The organism is Pseudonocardia charpentierae (assembly GCF_031845345.1).
Lineage (GTDB): Bacteria > Actinomycetota > Actinomycetes > Mycobacteriales > Pseudonocardiaceae > Pseudonocardia > Pseudonocardia charpentierae.
This window is the reverse complement of record NZ_JAVREJ010000009.1, coordinates 11,939-28,678: the sequence shown is the minus strand read 5'-3', so window position 1 is coordinate 28,678 and position 16,740 is coordinate 11,939. Positions and strand designations below refer to the sequence as shown.

Below are 16,740 nucleotides of genomic sequence, written 5' to 3'. Positions count from 1 at the left end.
GCCGCAGGCTAGTGCCCTGCGGGCAGCCAGCTCGCCAACCGGTTCAGCGCACCGCGGACGTCGTCGCCCGCGCCCGCGAACGAGAACCGCACCCATCGGTGCCCGTTCGCCGGGTCGAAGTCGACGCCCGGCGCGAGCGCGACCCCGGTCTCGGCGAGCAGGCGGTAGGCCCAGGTCATGGAGTCGTCGGTGAGGTGCGCGACGTCGGCGTAGACGTAGAAGGCGCCGTCGGCGGGGGCGAGCCGGTCGATGCCGAGCCGGCCCAGTCCGTCGAGCAGCAGCGCGCGGTTGCCGGCGTACCGGGCGACGTGCCCGTCGGCCTCCGCGTAGCCATTCGGCGTGAAGGCGGCGACGGCGGCGTGCTGGGCGAGCGCGGGCGGGCAGATCGTGAAGTTGCCGGTCAAGCGGTCGACCGCGCGGCGCAGCCGTTCCGGGACGAGCAGCCAGCCCAGCCGCCAGCCGGTCATCGAGAAGTACTTGGAGAAGGAGTTGACGACGATCGCCTCGCGCGAGGTCGTCCACGCGCTCGACGTCGCAGGGGCACCGGCGTAGGAGATGCCGTGGTAGATCTCGTCGCTGACGAGCTGGATCCCGGCGCTCTCGCAGTAGGACGCCAGCGCGGCCAGCTCGTCGGGGGGCAGGACGGTGCCGGTGGGGTTGGCCGGGCTGGCGACGATCAGGCCGTCGATGCCCCCGAGCTCCTCCAGCATCGACACGGTGGGCTGGTGGCGCGTCTCCGGGCCGCACGGGAGCTCGACGACCTCGCAGCCCAGTGCCGTGAGGATGTTGCGGTAGCAGGGATAGCCGGGAGAGGCCATCGCCACGCGGTCGCCGGGGTCGAACGCGGCGAGGAACGCGAGCAGGAAGCCTCCGGAGGAGCCGGTGGTCATGATCACGTCGTCGGTGGTGACGGGCAGGCCGTAGGTGTGGCCGTAGTGCGCGGCGACGCCGGCCCGCAGCTCCGGCAGGCCGAGCGCGACGGTGTAGCCGAGCACGTCGCGCTCCAACGCGGCCGCGGCCGCCGTGCGGACGGGCCGGGGCGCGGGAGTGGAGGGCTGGCCCGCGGAGAGGTTGATCAGGTCGCCGTGGGTGCGCTGCCGCTCACCGGCCGCGGCCCAGACATCCATGACGTGGAACGGCGGGATCGCCGCGCGGGCGGCCTCGTGGAGGGACGCGACGGATCGACTCACGGCCTGACGATAGGCCGGGCCGGATCAGGCCGGGGTCGGGACCGCGACCTCGCCCTGCACCGCGCGCAGCGCGATGTCGGTGCGATGGTGCGAGCCCACCAGCCGCACGCCCTCGAGCCGCCGGTACGCGTCGTCGCGGGCCGCGGCGAGGTCCGCGCCGGTGCCCACCACCGACAGCACCCGGCCGCCCGCGGAGACCACCGCGCCGTCGTCGCGGCGGCGAGTGCCGGCGTGCAGCACACCCTCGCCCTCCGACCCCGTCACGACGTCGCCCAGCTGCGGGGTGCCCGGGTAGTTGTGGGCGGCGACGACCACGGTCACCGCGGCACCCTCGCTCCACTCCAGCGGCGGCTGCCGGTCGAGCGTGCCCGTGGCGACCGCGTGGAACAGCCCGGCGAGCGGGGTCCTGAGCAGCGGGAGGACGACCTGGGTCTCGGGGTCGCCGAAGCGGCAGTTGAACTCGACCACCTGCGGGCCGGTCGAGGTCAGCGCCAGCCCGGCGTAGAGCAGGCCGGAGAACGGCGTGCCGCGAGCCACCAGCTCCGCGGCCACGGGGGCCACGATCCGCGTGACGATGTCGTCCACCAGGTCGGGCGGCGCCCAAGGCAGCGGCGCGTAGGCGCCCATGCCGCCGGTGTTCGGCCCGGTGTCGCCGTCGCCGACCCGCTTGAAGTCCTGCGCCGGCATCAGCGGCACCACGGTCGGCCCGTCGACCAGGCAGAACAGCGACACCTCCGGGCCGTCGAGGTACGACTCGAGCAGGACCGGGTGACCGTCCTCCAGCAGGCGCATGGCGTGGGCGCGCGCCGCGTCGAGGTCGTCGGTGACGACCACGCCCTTGCCGGCGGCCAGGCCGTCGTCCTTGACGACGTAGGGCGGGGTGAAACCGGCGAGCTCGGCGTCGAGGCGGGCCGGGGTGTCGACGGTCACAGCCGAAGCGGTGGGGACCCCGGCGGCGGCCATGACGTCCTTGGCGAACGTCTTCGAGCCCTCGATACGGGCCGCGTCGGCACCCGGCCCGAAGCAGGCGATCCCGGCGGCCCGCACGACGTCGGCGACCCCGGCCACGAGCGGCATCTCGGGCCCGATCACGACGAGGTCGGCCGCCCACGTCTTCGCCGCCGCGGCGACGGCCCGGGGGTCGCGCACGTCCAGCCCGTGCTGCTCGGCGACGGCGGCGGTACCGGCGTTGCCCGGAGCGCACGCCAACGCGGTGACGGCGGGGTCCTGCGCGAGGGCGAGGACGATGGCGTGCTCACGGGCACCGGAACCGACGACCAGGACGCGCACGGTCGGCAAGCCTAGAGCCCCCCCCCCCCCCCCCCCCGAGTCGGTACGTTCACCCCCGCGAGTCGGCACCTTCAACAGCGCGAGTCGGCACGTTCAGCAGCGCGAATGCGCGGATCCGGCACACGAGTTCACCGGACCGACACCGCATCGGCACCGTTCGGATTCCCGCCCCCGCCACGCTGGTCGCATGACGGCACGTCGGCCCCTCGTCATCGGCCACCGCGGCGCATCGGGACACCGCCCCGAGCACACGCTCGCCTCCTACGAGCTGGCCGCCCGGATGGGCGCCGACCACCTCGAACCCGACCTCGTCGCGACCGCCGACGGCGTCCTGGTCGCGCGGCACGAGCCGGACCTGGGGGCGAGCACCGACATCGCGACCCGCCCCGAGTTCGCCGACCGGCGCACCATCCGGTTCGTCGACGGGGCGCCGTGCACCGGGTGGTTCGTCGACGACCTCACGCTCGCCGAGCTCCGCACCCTGCGCGTGGTCGAGCGGCTACCGGCGCTCCGGCCGGCGAACAGCCGCTTCGACGGCCACTACCCGGTCCCGACCTTCGCCGAGATCCTCGGCCTTCGGGCGCGGATGTCCGCCGAACTCGGCCGCGCGATCGGTGTCTATCCCGAGACGAAGAGTCCCGGATACTTCGCCGACCGCGGGATCCCGCTCGAACCGGCGCTGGTCGACGCCCTGCAAGGTGCGGGGCTCGACCATCCCGGCGCGCCGGTGTTCGTCCAGTCCTTCGACCCCGCGAGCCTGCGGCTGCTGCGGTCGGAGCTGCGGGTACCGCTGGTGCACCTCGTCGACGACGACGCGCCGCACCTCGTCGCCCGCGAGAACCTGGCCACGATCGCGGACTACGCCGACGCCGTCGGCGTGCACAAGAGCCTCGTCATCCCGCGGACGGCCTCCGGGACGCTCGGCGAGCCCGGCCCGCTCGTCGCCGACGCGCACGCCGCCGGGCTGGCCGTGCACGCCTTCACCTTCCGCGACGAGAACGCCTTCCTGCCGACCGACCTGCGCTGGGGCCCGGGCGACGCCGGACGCGGCGACGGCCTCGCCGAGTGCGTCGCCTTCTTCGAGGCGGGCGTGGACGGGGTGTTCGCCGATCACCCGGACACGGCAGTCGCGGCACGGGCCCTGTTCAGCGATCAGACGATGCGCTTGTCCTCGTAGCACCAGCGCCAGTCCTCGCCCGGTTCGAACGAGCGCATCACCGGGTGGCCGGTGTCGCGGTGGTGGTTGGTGGCGTGGCGGTGCGGGCTGGAGTCGCAGCAGGCCACGTGGCCGCAGGCCAGGCACATCCGCAGGTGTGCCCAGACCGTGGAGCCGATCGCGGCGCAGTCGGCGCAGCCGTCCGTGCTGTCGGGTTCGGGGGCGGTCCAGGACCGGTCGTCGTACTCGGTGGTGTGTGCGCAGCTCATCGTCGTCAATCATTGTCCTTGTGACACCGCAGTGCACGATCCCTCCGGGCATCAGCGCCCGGCCGTACGGAGGCCTTCAACCGTGAGCACCGAGCTGGCCCTCATCGCGCTCGTCCTCGGGTCCCTGGCGATCACCGCCGTCTGCCGCCGCTACGGGCTCCCGGCTCCCCTCGTCCTCGTCGTCGCAGGCCTGCTGGTCTCGCTGCTGCCCGGCGTCATCGAGGTGACCTTCGACCCCAACGTGGTGATGCTGCTGGTGCTGACACCGCTGCTGTACTCCGCGGGCCTCGGGTCGTCCTACGCCGGGATCCGGGCCAACCTGCGGCCGATCGGCCTGCTCGCCGTCGGCCTCGTCGGGTTCACCACCGTCGTCGTCGGGCTCGTCGCCTGGTGGGTCGTGCCGGGTCTGACGCTCTCGGCGGCCCTCGTGCTCGGCGCGATCGTCGCGCCGCCCGACGCCGTGTCCGCGCTGACGGTGGGCCGCCGACTCGGGCTGCCGCGACGGACCATGACGATCCTCAACGGCGAGAGCCTGGGCAACGACGCGACGGCGCTGACGCTGTTCCGGGTGTTCGTCGCCGTCGCGGCCGGCACCGGTGCGACCGTGCTGGGCGGCATCGGGATGTTCGTGCTCGCGGCGGTCGGAGGTGTGATCGTCGGGCTCGCCGTGGGCTGGCTGGTGCACCGCATCCGGCGCAAGCTCGACGACCCGCAGGTCGAGAGCGCGTTGGGGCTCGTCGTACCCTTCGGCGTCTACCTGCTCGCGGAGAACCTGCACAGCTCCGGGGTGCTCGCGGTGGTCGTCACGGGCATCTACCTCGGCTACCGCTCACCGGAGGGCGGCTACGCCACCCGCCTGCAGGACCAGGCCGTCTGGCAGGCGAGCGACACGATCCTGGAGTCGGTCGTGTTCGCGCTGATCGGGCTGCAGCTCACCGCCGTGGTGCGGGACGCGGGCGCCGGGGCGGCGCTCATCGGCTACGGCCTGGTCGTCACGGCGGCGGCCGTGCTGGCGCGTCCACTGTGGGTGTTCCCGGCCACCTATCTGCCGCGAGCCCTGTTCCGTGGCATCCGGAAGAACGACCCGTACCCGCCCTGGCAGGTGCCGGCGGTGATCTCATGGACGGGGATGCGCGGCGTGGTCACGCTGGCGGCCGCCTTCGCCATCCCGCCGACGGTCCCGCAGCGGGAGACGCTGGTCTTCCTCGCCTTCTTCGTCACCGTCGCCACGCTGCTGCTGCACGGCCTGACGCTGCCCGCCGTGATCCGCTTCCTCGGGGTGCGCGAGACCACGACGACGGCGGACGTCCTCGCCGAGGCCCAGGCCCAGCAGGCGGCGGCGCAGGCCGGCATCGCCCGCCTCGACGAGCTGACCGCGGACCAGCCCGAGGACAGCCCGGCGGGCCACGCCGCGATGAAGCTGCGCCACATCACGCAGATGCGGGCCAACAGCGCGTGGGAGCAGCTGGGACGGCCGGAGGCCGAGACCGGGGAGGCGCCGAGCACGGTCTACCGGCGGCTCCGTCGCGAGATGCTCACGACCACGCGGTCGGAGTTCGTCGCGCGCCGCGACGCGGGTGAGATCGACGACGACGTGCTGCGCCGGGTGATGCGCGAGCTCGACCTCGAGGAGGCCACGCTGGACCGCGATGCCGTCGACTGAGCACCCCGACCCGTTCGCCGAACTGCAGGCCGACTGCGACCGGTGCCGGGCGCTGTGCTGCGTCGGCCCGGCCTTCGCGCGGTCGGCCGACTTCGCCGTCGACAAGCCTGCGGGGCAGCCGTGCCGACACCTGCGGGGGGATGCGCGCTGCGGGATCCACACCGAGCTGCGGCAGCGGGGGTTTCCGGGATGCGTGGCGTACGACTGCTTCGGCGCCGGTCAGCACGTCGTGCAGGTGACCTTCGGCGGACGCGAGCGCGAGGCCGCGATGTTCGGGGTGCTGCCGGTCGTGCGCGCGCTCCACGAGCTGCTCTGGTACCTCGCGGAGGTGCGGGAACGCACCGCAGCCGGCCCCGTCCACGGTGCGGCCCGGGAGGCCTCCGAGCGCGTCGCACGGCTGACGAACGGCGACGTGGAGGCGCTGCGCGCGGTGGACGTCGACGCCGAACGTGCCGCGGTCGACCCGCTGCTCCGGCAGGCGAGCGCGCTGGTGCGGGCGCCCTTCCGGAACCGGCGCCAGGGCCGGGGCGCGTTCCGACCCGGCGCCGCGCTCGCCCGGAGGGATCTCGCGGGAGCCGATCTGCGGAACGTCCGCCTGTCCGGGGCGGATCTCCGGGGCGCCCTGCTGATCGGGGCCGATCTGCGCGGCGCGGACCTGCGGGAGGCCGATCTGATCGGCGCAGACCTGCGGGCCGCGGACCTGCGGGGAGCCGACCTCACCGGCGCGCTGTTCCTGACCCGCGGGCAGGTGCAGGCGGCCGCGGGCGACGCGGCCACGCAGATCCCGCACCGGCTCCCGCAGCCGGCGCACTGGCTGTCAACGAGGCAGGAAGTCGAGCAGCAGTGACGTAGTGGCGGAGGGCCGCTCGGCGTGCGGGAAGTGCCCCGTCGCGGCGAGCACCTCGGTCCGCAGGTGCGGACCGCCCCATCGCTGCGACGTCTCCGCGGTGCTCGTGAACAGGTACGGGTCGTCGGCGCCGTGCACCTGCAGCACCGGCACCGACGGCCGGCGCTCGACGGCCGCGGCGAACCGACGGCCCTCCGCGCGCACCTGCGACCGGACGGCCCAGCGGTAGTACTCGAGCGCGGAGTGCGCGGCGCCCGCCACCTGGATCGCGCGGCGATTGCCCTCGACGCTGACGGTGAAGTCCTCGGTGTCCACCCAGTCGGCCCCGGCCCGCTGCCGCATGAGGCGCTCGACGTGCGCACCGTCGTCCACCCGCAGCAGGTGTTCCGGCCTACGGGGCACCTGCGCGGCGAGCACGTGGCCCCGGCCGGCCAGCACGGCACGACCCTGCCCGCGCGGGTCGCGCACCACGTTGCGCCGCACGGCCAGCGGGTGCGGCGCGCCGAGCACGACGAGCCCGGCGACCAGGCGGGGGTGCAGTGCGGTGACGGTCCAGCCGATCATGCCTCCCCAGCCGTGGCCGACGACCCAGGCCGACGGTTCGCCGAGCGCGCGGATCAGCCCGGCGACGTCCCCCGCGAGCGTCCACAGGTCGTAGCCCCGGGGAGGCTTGTCCGAGTCGCCGTAGCCGCGCAGGTCCACCGCGACGGCGCGGAACCCGGCGTCGGCGATCGCGGGCAGCTGCCGCCGCCAGGTCCACCAGAACTCGGGAAAGCCGTGCAGGAGCACCACCAGCGGTGCTCCCGGGGCACCGCACTCCGCGACGTGCAGGCGGATGCCGTTGGCGGAGATGTCGCGGTGGTGCCACGGACCGGGCAGCCGTACCGACGATGCGTCGGGCGCCCGCCCGGGCCGGCCACGCCGCCGGGCCCGCAGCACCTTCTCCGGGGTTCCGGTCAGCGCGCCGACGCGCTCGGGGCGTCCAGCTCGACCTGGACCTCGGGCCGCCCGCGGTGCTGCAGCACGTGGGCGGACTCGCGGAGGCTCTCGATGGTGCGCTCCGGCTTCCGGATCTTGCGGACCTTCTGGTACCCGAGCAGCCCGAACAGCCCGGCGGCCAGCAGCATCACACCGAAGACGATGGCGAACGCCGCCCACCGGACCAGCCACACGCTCAGCAGCTCGGCGAAGGTGAAGAAGAGGAAGAACAGGCTGAACAGGCCGATCACCGCCGCGACGGTGAAGAACACGCTGCCGGTGACGCCCTTGCGGACCTCGGCGGTGACCTCGGCCTTGGCCAGCTCGACCTCGGCCCGCACGAGATTGCTCAGCTGCGTGGTGACGTCGGTGACCAGAGCGCCGATCGACTTGTCGTCCGCGCGCCTCAACGGCTCGGGTGCGAGCGGGATCGACGGAAGCACGGGCGGAACGTCCGCCCCGCTGGGGCTGGTCGGGCTGGCCACCGCAGTCCTCCTGCACGAACCTGACGTAGATCTTGACGTGGATCGGGCCGCCATCGTGCCACGTCCCCGCCCTGACCGCGCCACCCGCACCACGCGTGTTCCCGCAAGCTACTCGGGCGGGCGGCCGCGTAGGCGCTTGACGGCCCCTCGGCGGGCCTTCGCGTCGAGCCTGCGCCGCTGGGAGCCCCTGGTCGGTCGGGTCGGGCGCCGGGTCGGTGGGTCGGGCGCCAGCGCCGCCCGCAGCATCGCGGCCAGGCGCTCCCGCGCCGCCTCCCGGTTGCGCAGCTGACTGCGGTGCTCCGAGGCGACGACGGTCAGCACCCCGTCGACGAGCCGTCCCGCCAACCGGCCTTCCGCCCGGTCCCGCAGGTGCTCGGGAAACGTGGGCGAGCGGGCGAGGTCGAACGACAGCTCGACGCGGGAGTCGGCCGTGTTCACCCCCTGCCCGCCCGGCCCGGACGAGCGGGAGAACCGCCAGTGCAGCTCGCGGGCGGGCAGCACCAGCGGTCCCCGGACGGGGAGGTCACCCTCGGGCATCGGGGTCGGTCAGTCCTCCGACTTGCCCTTGTTCAGACCGTCCGAGATCAGGTTCATCACCGACGAGTCGGCCAGCGTCGTGACGTCACCGACCTCACGGTTCTCCGCGACGTCCCGCAACAGCCGTCGCATGATCTTGCCGGAACGGGTCTTCGGCAGCTCCTGGACGACCATGATCTGGCGCGGCTTGGCGATCGGCCCGATCTCCTTGGCGACGTGGTCGCGCAGCTCCTTGAGCACCGTTTCGCTCGTGGACTCGTCGTACGCGGCGTTGCCCCGCAGGATCACGAACGCGACGATCGCCTGGCCCGTCGTGGCGTCGGCGGCACCGACGACGGCCGCCTCCGCCACCGTCGGGTGGCTGACCAGTGCCGACTCGACCTCTGTCGTCGAGATCCGGTGCCCGGAGACGTTCATGACGTCGTCCACGCGCCCGAGGAGCCAGATGGCGCCGTCGTCGTCGTACTTCGCGCCGTCGCCCGCGAAGTAGTAGCCCTGATCGGCGAACCGGCTCCAGTAGGTGTCGCGGTAGCGCTCCTCGTCGCCCCAGATACCGCGCAGCATCGCGGGCCACGGCTTGTCGAGGACGAGGTAACCGCCGCCACCCGGGCCGACCGGCTCCGCCTCCTCGGTGACGATCTCCGCGCTGATGCCGGGCAGTGTCCGCATCGCCGAGCCCGGCTTCGCGGCCGTCACCCCCGGCAACGGGGCGATCATGATGGCGCCGGTCTCGGTCTGCCACCAGGTGTCGACGATCGGGCAGTTGTCGTGGCCGATGTTCTCCCGGTACCACATCCAGGCCTCGGGGTTGATCGACTCGCCCACGCTGCCGAGCACCTTCAACGACGACAGGTCGTACTTCTCGGGGATCTCCTTGCCCCACTTCATGAACGTCCGGATCAGCGTCGGCGCGGTGTAGTAGATCGTGACGCCGTACTTCTGGATGATCTCGAAGTGGCGGCCCTCGTGCGGGGTGTTCGGGGTGCCCTCGTACATCACCGACGTCGCCCGGTTGGCCAGCGGCCCGTAGACGATGTAGCTGTGCCCGGTGACCCAGCCGATGTCGGCGGTGCACCAGTACACGCTCTCGCCGGGCTTGTGGTCGAACACCACGTGGTGCGTGTACGCGGCCTGGGTGAGGTAGCCGCCGGACGTGTGCAGGATGCCCTTCGGCGTGCCCGTGGTGCCCGAGGTGTACAGGATGAACAGCGGGTTCTCCGCGTCGAACGCCTCGGCCTCGTGGGTGTCGGGCTGGCGGTCGACAGCCTCGTGCCACCAGACGTCACGGCCCTCGGTCCACGGCACCTCGGTCTCGGTGCGCTTGACCACGAGGACGTGCTCGATGGACGGCGTCTCCGCGATGGCCTGGTCCGTGTTCTCCTTCATGGGCGCGGGCTTGCCGCGGCGGAACTGGCCGTCCGAGGTGATCAGCAGCTTGGCCTCGGCGTCCAGCACGCGGGCCTTGAGGGCACCCGGGGAGAAGCCGCCGAAGACGACACTGTGCGCCGCACCCAGGCGCGCGCAGGCCAGCATGGAGACGACGGCCTCGGGGATCATCGGCAGCTGGATCGCGACCCGGTCGCCGGCGCGTACGCCCAGCTCCGTCAGCGCGTTCGCCGCCTTGCACACGTCGCGCTGCAGCTCGGCGTACGTGACCGTCCGCGTGTCGCCGGGCTCACCCTCCCAGTGGAACGCGACCTGCTCGCCGTGGCCGGCCTCGACGTGGCGGTCGACGCAGTTGTAGGCGACGTTGAGCTTGCCGCCGACGAACCACTTGGCGAACGGAGGCTGCCAGTCGAGCACCTGGTCCCAGCGCTCCGCCCACGCGAGCCGGTCGGCCTGCTCGGCCCAGAACGCCTCGCGGTCAGCGTCGGCGCGGTCGTACCAGTCGGCCGTCGCGTTGGCCTGATCGGCGAACCCCTCCGGCGGCGGGAAGCTGCGGCTCTCGGTGGACAGGTTATCCAGCGTGGCACCCGACATCTTCTGTTGCCCTCCTCGTCGTGGGCTGGGCAGCATCGCCCGGCCTCGCCGTGTGAGGACTGACCGTAGTGCGCGGAGGGGCCCCTGCGCACTGTCGGTCCGGGCAGATTCGGGCCCGATTTGCGACCATGCCCGCGTGGCCCTGACGACCGATCCGCTCGCCCCGATCGTCGCGCTGCCGGGCATCGCCGCGGCGGTCGACAGGGCTCGCGACGCCCTCGTCGGCCTGCACAACCACCCGACCAACCGCCGCGGCTGGCCGGCGACCGCCGCGGAGGCGGGGCTGCGGGCGGCTCGGGCCTCGGCGGTTCTCGACGGCGCGCCGCTGGACCGGACCGACGACGCCGTGGCCGGCCCGGTGCTGGCGGGAGCGGTGCGCGTCGCGGAGGAACAGGGCCGGCTGCTGGGCGTCTGGCGGACCTCACCGTTGCAGGCACTGGCCCGGCTGCACATGCTCGCGGCGGCCGATCTCGTCGCCGAGCCGGGGCTGGGCAGGCCTCGGCCGGACGCGGACGTGTCCGCGCGGCTCGCTCTGCTCGCGGAGCTGGTCACCGGCGGGACGGCGGCCCCGGCTCCCGTGGTCGTCGCGGTCGTCCACGGCGAGTTGCTCGCTCTGGCGCCCTTCGGCTCCGCGGACGGCGTGGTGGCCCGGGCAGCGGCCCGGTTGACGGCGGTGGCCACCGGGCTGGACCCGAAGGGGCTCGCGGTACCGGAGGTCGGACACCTGCGGCGCCGGCCGGAATACCGGGCGGCGGCGGCGGGGTTCGCGACCGGAACCGCCGACGGGGTGGCCGCCTGGGTGCGGCACTGCTGTGCACAGTGGGAGGCCGGTGCGCGCGAGGGGCTGTCGATCACGGAGGCCCGCGCCTGACGCGATGACCCGGACATGAGTCGGGCGGCGCCCCGGAAGGCGCCGCCCGACTACGTGCGAGGTGCCCGGGATCCAGCGTGCACTACGTGCCGTGTTGGTGGCCTCGGCGTTCGGCGTCCCGATACGCAGGCCCACGACGACATGCCTCCCGCGGCGTGCCGCGCGTGGAGGGCCCGGTCCTCGCACACGGAGCCCGAGTCGGGGAGGACGGGTGCTTCTCTGCCGCACCGCCCCTGGCCGACCAGGAGTCCGTGACCACTTTGTAATCGCCTTCCCCGCGCAGGGCAAGACCGCTCGGCGGGTGCACCGGTTCAGCTCAGAAGAATTACGCTCGGTGACGACTCGTAGCGGCTCAGCGATGGGAGCGCCGGAGCCCGTACCAGCCGGCACCGACCAACGCGGCCGCGCCCAGCCCGGCACCCGCGAACGCGGCGGCTGTGCCGGGTCGGATCCGTGGCCGCAGGGCGACCGGGACCGCGAAGGTGAGGATCGGCCAGCCGCGTTCCTCGGCCACCCTGCGCAGCGCACGGTCCGGGTTGACGACGGTGGGGTGGCCGACCGCCTCCAGCAGCGGCAGGTCGGTGATCGAGTCGGAGTACGCGCGGCAGTCCGCCAACCGGTACCCGCGGGCCGCGGCGATGTCGCGGGCGGCCTCGGCCTTCTGCTCGCCGTACAGATAGAGATCGATCTCGCCGGTGTAGCGACCGTTGCGGATCGCCATGCGGGTGGCCTGACAACGGTCCGCGCCGACCAGCGCCGCGATCGGCTCGACGACCTCCAACCCGGACGCCGAGAGCACCACCACCTCGTCGCCGTTCGCCCGGTGCTCGGCGATGAGTTCGGTGGCCTCGGCGTAGACGAGCGGCTCGACGATCTCGTGCAGCGTCTCGGCCACGATCGCGCGGATCTGCGCGACCTCCCATCCGGTGCACAACGCGGTGATCCGCCGCCGCAGCGCCTCGACCGTGGCGGCGTCGGCTCCCGACAGCATGATCAGCAGCTGGGCGTAGCCGCTGCGCAGCGCCGCCCGGCGGGTGATCAGGCCCTGCCGGCGGAAGGGCCTGCTGAACGCGAGCGCACTCGAGCCCGCGATGATCGTCTTGTCCAGGTCGAAGAACGCCGCGGCGGCGGGCGTGCTCGATGACGGGCCGGACACGTCGAGCGAGCTTGCCAGATCAGTGGACAGTGGCGGGCACGGGAGTCGCGCAGGGATCCGCAGGTGGACGGCACAACCGCTCGGCGCAATCATGGACGGACGTCGCGGGCAAGTGCCCGATCGAGCTACAGTTGGCTGCCCGGCTCGGCCGGGTGAGGTTCAGCTCAACCCCCCGGAGCTGAACCACCGGCGGCCCCCGTCAATCCCCCTGACGGGGGCCGTCCGATTGGCACCCCCGCGCAGGATGGTGCCCCACCAGCTGCACGGAACGGCGTCGCCTTCCGCGGGAACCACCGAGTTGTCCACATCCGACTCGGACCATCCACAGCAGACCAGGTCGTCGCTCCAGAGACCCCTCATTGCCCCACGCTCGACATGCGGCCCGCACGGGCCACACATCGGGGGGTGGGCGCAGATGAGCGGACGACAGAACGGCGCGCAGGCGCATGACGGCGCAGGGCAGGCCGAGGGCCGGCGCGGTCTCGTCATGGTCTCCGACACGGACCTGCTCGACGCCGTGCTGCGGACGGCCGCGGCGGCCGGATGCGAGGTCGTCCGCGCTCTCGACCCCACCGAGGCCCGCCGGACCTGGCCGGGTGCGCCGGTCGTGGTGCTCGACCCGGGCGCCGCACGTGCGTGTGCCGACAGCGGTCTGCCGCGGCGGCGGGGCGTGGTCGTCGCGGTGTCCGGCGAGCCACCGCCGGAGGCGTGGAAACACGCGGTGGCGGTCGGCGCGGATCACGTGATCTCCCTGCCGGAGGCGGAGCCCTGGCTCGTGGCGGCGCTCGCGCAGGCCGTCGAGGGCGCGGGCGGCGACGGCGCCGTGCTGGCCGTCGTCGGAGGCCGGGGTGGTGCCGGTGCATCCGTGTTCGCCGCGGCGACGGCCGTTCGCGCGGCGCGCGACGGGAGCAGGGTGCTGCTCGTCGACTGCGATCCCCTGGGTGGCGGGGTGGACCTCGTCCTCGGCGCCGAGGACGTCGGCGGTCTGCGCTGGCCCGGGGTCGGCACGGGAGTCGGCCGGGTGCCGGCGAATGCACTGCACGCCGCGCTCCCGGCACCGGAGCTGGACGGCACGGGTGGGCTGGCCGTGCTGTCGTGCGACCGGTCGCCGCACGGCCCCTCCCCGGCAGCGGTCGGCACGGTCCTGGACGCCGGCCGGCGCGCGGGCGACACGGTGATCTGCGACGTCCCGCGCTACCCCACCGAGGCGGCCGTCGCGGCGCTCGAGGCCGCCGACCTGACCGTCCTGGTGGTCCCGGCGGACGTGCGGTCCTGCGCCGCCGCGGCACGGGTCGCGGCCGTCGTCGCCGAGCACAGTTGTCCATCCGTCGGGCTGGTCGTGCGCGGGCCCGCACCGGGTGGCATCTCCCCGGACGAGGTCGCCAGGGCGCTCGGCCTGCCCCTCGTGGCGGCGATGCGTGCACAGCGCGGGCTGGGCCGCGCGTTGGAACGCGGCGACGCTCCGGGCCGGGCCCATGGCCCGCTCTCGGATGCGGCCGCCACCGTGCTCGAGGCCTTGCGCGTGGCCGCGGGGCGGGCCGCCTCGTGACCCGCCCGGCCACGGCCGACCGGCACCGGGTCGACGGCCCGCCCGCGCAACCGCGCGGTGTGGATCCGCTGCTCGTCGAGCGGGTCCGCACCCGGCTCGCGGCGGCAGGTGGTCAGCCGACGTCGACCGCCGTCGCGGCCGCCGTCCGGGCGGAGACCGGCGGTGTCGTCACCGATCTCGACGTCCTGGCCGCGCTGCGGGTGGTCCGGCAGGAGTTCGTCGGCGCCGGTCCTCTCGACGAGTTGCTGCGCGATCCGCGCACCACGGACGTCCTCGTCGGCGGTGGCGGCATGGTGTGGGTGGACCGGGGCGCAGGGCTGGAACGGGCGGCGGTCCGCATCCCGGACGAGGCGGGGGTGCGGCGGTTGGCCCAGCGGCTCGCACTGGCGGCCGGTCGCCGCCTCGACGACGCGAGCCCGTGCGTCGACGGCTGGCTCACCGACTCGGGGGTCCGCCTGCACGCAGTTCTCGCCCCGGTCGCCGCGGACGGCACTTGTCTGTCGCTGCGCGTGCTGCGGCCGGCTGCCCACGACCTCGGCAGCCTGCGCGCCGGTGGCGCTCTCGACGCCACCGCCGAGGCGCTCCTGCGGTCGGTCCTCGCCGCCCGGCTGGCGCTCCTGATCTCCGGTGGCACCGGAACCGGGAAGACGACGCTGCTCAACGCCCTCCTCGGTGAGGTGGAGCCGCGGGAGCGGATCATCCTGGTGGAAGACAGCGAGGAACTGCGTCCCCGGCATCCGCACGTCGTCCGGCTCGTCGCGCGGGCCGCGAACGTCGAGGGAGCGGGCGGTGTGCCGCTGCGCGACCTGGTCCGCCACGCCCTCCGGATGCGGCCGGACCGGCTGGTCGTCGGCGAGGTTCGTGGTGCCGAGGTCTGCGATCTGCTCTCGGCGCTCAACACCGGCCATGAGGGCGGCGCCGGCACAGTGCACGCCAACTCGGCACGGGAGGTTCCCGCGCGGTTGGAGGCTCTCGCCGCGACGGGTGGGCTGTCCCGCTCGGCGCTGCACAGCCACTTCGCGGCCGCGGTCCAGGTCGTCCTGCACATGCGGCGGCTCCGGGGCGGGGCTCGCGTGCTGGACGTCGTCGGGGTCCCGGTACGCGCAGACGGCATGGTCGAGGTGCGCCCCGCGTGGACGCGCACCGGCGGGTGGGCCGAGGGGCGGACGGCGCTCGGCGCCGTCCTCGCCGAGCGGGAGGTGCCGCTCCCGTGGTGAATCCGGCTCCAGCCTTGGCCTGCGGTGTGCTCGCACTGGCCGTCCTCGTCCTGCCCGGTCCCGCGGCGCCGCTCCGGCTGGCGACGCTGCAGCGCAGCTCGGGCCGATCCACTGCGGCGAGGGTCCTGCCGGCGACGGCCGTGACGGCATCAGGTGCGCTCGCCGGGCTGCTGGCACTCGGTCCGGCGGGTGCGCTGGTCGGCGGGGCCGCAGCGGTGCTGTGGCGTCGCCGGCAGGAGCGCGCCCGGCATGACCGCGCCGCGGCTGCCACCACGGCGGCCCTCGCCGACGCGCTCGACCGCATCACCGAGGAGTTGCGGGCGGGCGCCCATCCCGCCACGGCGCTGCGTGGGGTGGCCGCAGACGCGGAACCGGCCCGGGCCGTGCTGGGACCGGCGGCCACGGCAGCGTCGCTCGGCGAGGGCGTGGGTGCAGCGATCGCTGCGGAGGCGGCACGCCGACCGGAGGTCGACCGCCCTCTGCGGCAGGTGGCGGGCGCATGGTCGCTCGCCGAGCAGCACGGTGTCCCGCTGGCGGATCTCCTTGCCGGGGTGCATGCCGACCTGCGCTGGCGGCTCGCCTACGCAGGCCGCGTCGGCGCCGCCCTGGCCGGTCCGCGAGCCACGGCAGCGGTCCTGTCCGGCCTGCCCGTGCTCGGCATCCTCCTCGGCGAGTTGGTCGGCGCCGCTCCGCTGCAGGTGCTGCGCGGCGGTGTGTTGGGCCAGGTGCTCGTGGTGTGCGGTGTCGGGTTGGCTGCGGCCGGCGCGGCCTGGGCAGGAGCCATCCTGCGGTCGGCGGTGCCGCGATGACCAGCACAGCCGAGCCTCTCGCCGCCCTGGCGCTCGCCGCTGCGCTGCTGACGTCCGGGCACAGGCACGGATCGGTGCGCCTGCACGACATGGTCTCCGGCCCGGCCCCGACGACCGGCGCAGCCCAGATCCGTCGGGGCGTATCGAGCGTCGGCGTCGGTCTGCTGGTCTGGGCGCTCACGGGCGCAGCGACGGCAGGCGTTCTGGCTGCGACGATCGGCGTCGGCCTGCCGATCGTCCTCCGCCGGCTCGCCGCACGCCCCACCCGCACGGACGACGCCGTCGACGTGGCCGCCGCCTGGGCAGAGCTGGCGGTCTGTCTCGAAGCGGGGCTGCCGGTGGCGGCAGCGGTCGCTGCGGCAGCCGAGCCACTCGGCGGCTCCACCGGTGTCGTCCTGCGACGGGTCGCGGGACTTCTCGAACTGGGCGCGGATCCCACCGACGCATGGCGCACCGCGGCGGACGATCCCTCGGCAGCCCCGTTCGCCCGGGCCGCGGCCCGCTCCGCGGCCACGGGTGCTGCGCTGGCACGCACCGCCCGCGCCGAAAGCACCCGCGTGCGCGCCGCCCTCACGGACGCCGCCGAGGCGCGGGCACAGCGTGCGGGTGTCCTGATCGCCGCCCCGCTGGGGCTGTGCTTCCTCCCGGCCTTCCTCGTGCTCGGCGTCGTGCCGGTCGTGATCGGCCTCGCCGGAGAGGTGCTCCCGCAATGGTGACCAGCCCGACCGTCGATCGCACCACCA

The 16,740-nt window shown here is 74.2% G+C and carries 16 protein-coding genes; 8 read left to right on the top strand and 8 right to left on the bottom strand.

Annotated elements, in window-relative coordinates; all coding sequences use genetic code 11:
• Nucleotides 1-8: 8 nt before the first annotated feature.
• Together RM445_RS14370 and purD are read right to left on the bottom strand one after the other, a co-directional pair.
• Nucleotides 9-1,127: an aminotransferase class I/II-fold pyridoxal phosphate-dependent enzyme gene (locus RM445_RS14370; RefSeq protein ID WP_311556898.1), complete on the bottom strand. Its 1,119-nt coding sequence runs from the start codon at nucleotides 1,125-1,127 to the stop codon at nucleotides 9-11.
• Between the two features lie 87 nt (nucleotides 1,128-1,214).
• Nucleotides 1,215-2,480: a phosphoribosylamine--glycine ligase gene (gene purD / locus RM445_RS14365; protein ID WP_311556744.1), complete on the bottom strand. Its 1,266-nt coding sequence runs from the start codon at nucleotides 2,478-2,480 to the stop codon at nucleotides 1,215-1,217.
• A 187-nt stretch (nucleotides 2,481-2,667) separates the two neighbouring features.
• Between purD and RM445_RS14360 the strand changes: the two genes are divergently transcribed.
• Nucleotides 2,668-3,657 carry a glycerophosphodiester phosphodiesterase family protein gene (locus tag RM445_RS14360; RefSeq protein ID WP_311556743.1) on the top strand — a complete coding sequence of 330 codons (990 nt, stop codon included), beginning with the start codon at nucleotides 2,668-2,670 and terminating at the stop codon, nucleotides 3,655-3,657.
• Here RM445_RS14360 and RM445_RS14355 read toward each other — a convergent pair.
• A complete protein-coding gene (locus RM445_RS14355; protein WP_311556742.1) occupies nucleotides 3,633-3,905 on the bottom strand; it encodes a UBP-type zinc finger domain-containing protein in 273 nt (90 codons plus the stop codon). The genes RM445_RS14360 and RM445_RS14355 overlap by 25 nt on opposite strands.
• Nucleotides 3,906-3,987: 82 nt before the next feature.
• Between RM445_RS14355 and RM445_RS14350 the strand changes: the two genes are divergently transcribed.
• Entirely contained in the window at nucleotides 3,988-5,568 is a 1,581-nt protein-coding gene (locus RM445_RS14350; protein ID WP_311556741.1) for a Na+/H+ antiporter, read from the top strand.
• A complete protein-coding gene (locus RM445_RS14345; RefSeq protein WP_311556740.1) occupies nucleotides 5,555-6,415 on the top strand; it encodes a pentapeptide repeat-containing protein in 861 nt (286 codons plus the stop codon). The genes RM445_RS14350 and RM445_RS14345 overlap by 14 nt, the downstream gene beginning before the upstream one ends.
• Here the strand turns inward: RM445_RS14345 and RM445_RS14340 are convergent.
• From RM445_RS14340 to acs, 4 genes are all read right to left on the bottom strand, one after another.
• Nucleotides 6,386-7,354 carry an alpha/beta fold hydrolase gene (locus RM445_RS14340; RefSeq protein WP_311556739.1) on the bottom strand — a complete coding sequence of 323 codons (969 nt, stop codon included), beginning with the start codon at nucleotides 7,352-7,354 and terminating at the stop codon, nucleotides 6,386-6,388. The genes RM445_RS14345 and RM445_RS14340 overlap by 30 nt on opposite strands.
• Before the next feature lie 17 nt (nucleotides 7,355-7,371).
• The gene (locus tag RM445_RS14335) at nucleotides 7,372-7,878 is read right to left on the bottom strand and encodes a phage holin family protein (RefSeq protein WP_311556738.1); all 507 of its coding nucleotides are present in this window, start codon (nucleotides 7,876-7,878) and stop codon (nucleotides 7,372-7,374) included.
• 108 nt (nucleotides 7,879-7,986) lie between these two features.
• Entirely contained in the window at nucleotides 7,987-8,415 is a 429-nt protein-coding gene (gene arfB / locus RM445_RS14330) for an alternative ribosome rescue aminoacyl-tRNA hydrolase ArfB (RefSeq protein WP_311556737.1), read from the bottom strand.
• A 9-nt stretch (nucleotides 8,416-8,424) separates the two neighbouring features.
• Nucleotides 8,425-10,395 (bottom strand): acetate--CoA ligase, encoded by a 1,971-nt coding sequence (acs, locus tag RM445_RS14325; protein WP_311556736.1) that lies wholly within the window; start codon nucleotides 10,393-10,395, stop codon nucleotides 8,425-8,427.
• 136 nt (nucleotides 10,396-10,531) lie between these two features.
• Here acs and RM445_RS14320 point away from each other — a divergent pair, with 136 nt between their 5' ends.
• Nucleotides 10,532-11,266, top strand: coding sequence for an oxidoreductase (locus RM445_RS14320; RefSeq protein WP_311556735.1), 735 nt, complete (start codon nucleotides 10,532-10,534; stop codon nucleotides 11,264-11,266).
• A 352-nt stretch (nucleotides 11,267-11,618) separates the two neighbouring features.
• Here RM445_RS14320 and RM445_RS14315 read toward each other — a convergent pair whose 3' ends face one another.
• Nucleotides 11,619-12,422: an HAD family hydrolase gene (locus tag RM445_RS14315; protein ID WP_311556734.1), complete on the bottom strand. Its 804-nt coding sequence runs from the start codon at nucleotides 12,420-12,422 to the stop codon at nucleotides 11,619-11,621.
• A 415-nt stretch (nucleotides 12,423-12,837) separates the two neighbouring features.
• Here RM445_RS14315 and ssd point away from each other — a divergent pair, with 415 nt between their 5' ends.
• Genes ssd through RM445_RS14295 form a run of 4 tightly spaced genes read left to right on the top strand, consistent with a single transcriptional unit; the run spans nucleotide 12,838 to nucleotide 16,713 of the window.
• A complete protein-coding gene (gene ssd / locus RM445_RS14310; protein WP_311556733.1) occupies nucleotides 12,838-13,971 on the top strand; it encodes a septum site-determining protein Ssd in 1,134 nt (377 codons plus the stop codon).
• Nucleotides 13,972-14,030: 59 nt separating this feature from the next.
• Nucleotides 14,031-15,188, top strand: a complete 1,158-nt coding sequence (locus tag RM445_RS14305; RefSeq protein ID WP_311556896.1) for a TadA family conjugal transfer-associated ATPase — start codon at nucleotides 14,031-14,033, stop codon at nucleotides 15,186-15,188.
• The gene (locus RM445_RS14300) at nucleotides 15,185-15,997 is read left to right on the top strand and encodes a type II secretion system F family protein (protein ID WP_311556732.1); all 813 of its coding nucleotides are present in this window, start codon (nucleotides 15,185-15,187) and stop codon (nucleotides 15,995-15,997) included. Before RM445_RS14305 ends, RM445_RS14300 begins: the two co-directional genes overlap by 4 nt.
• Complete coding sequence (locus tag RM445_RS14295) at nucleotides 15,994-16,713, top strand: type II secretion system F family protein (protein WP_311556731.1); 720 nt, start codon at nucleotides 15,994-15,996, stop codon at nucleotides 16,711-16,713. Before RM445_RS14300 ends, RM445_RS14295 begins: the two co-directional genes overlap by 4 nt.
• Nucleotides 16,714-16,740 lie beyond the last annotated feature (27 nt).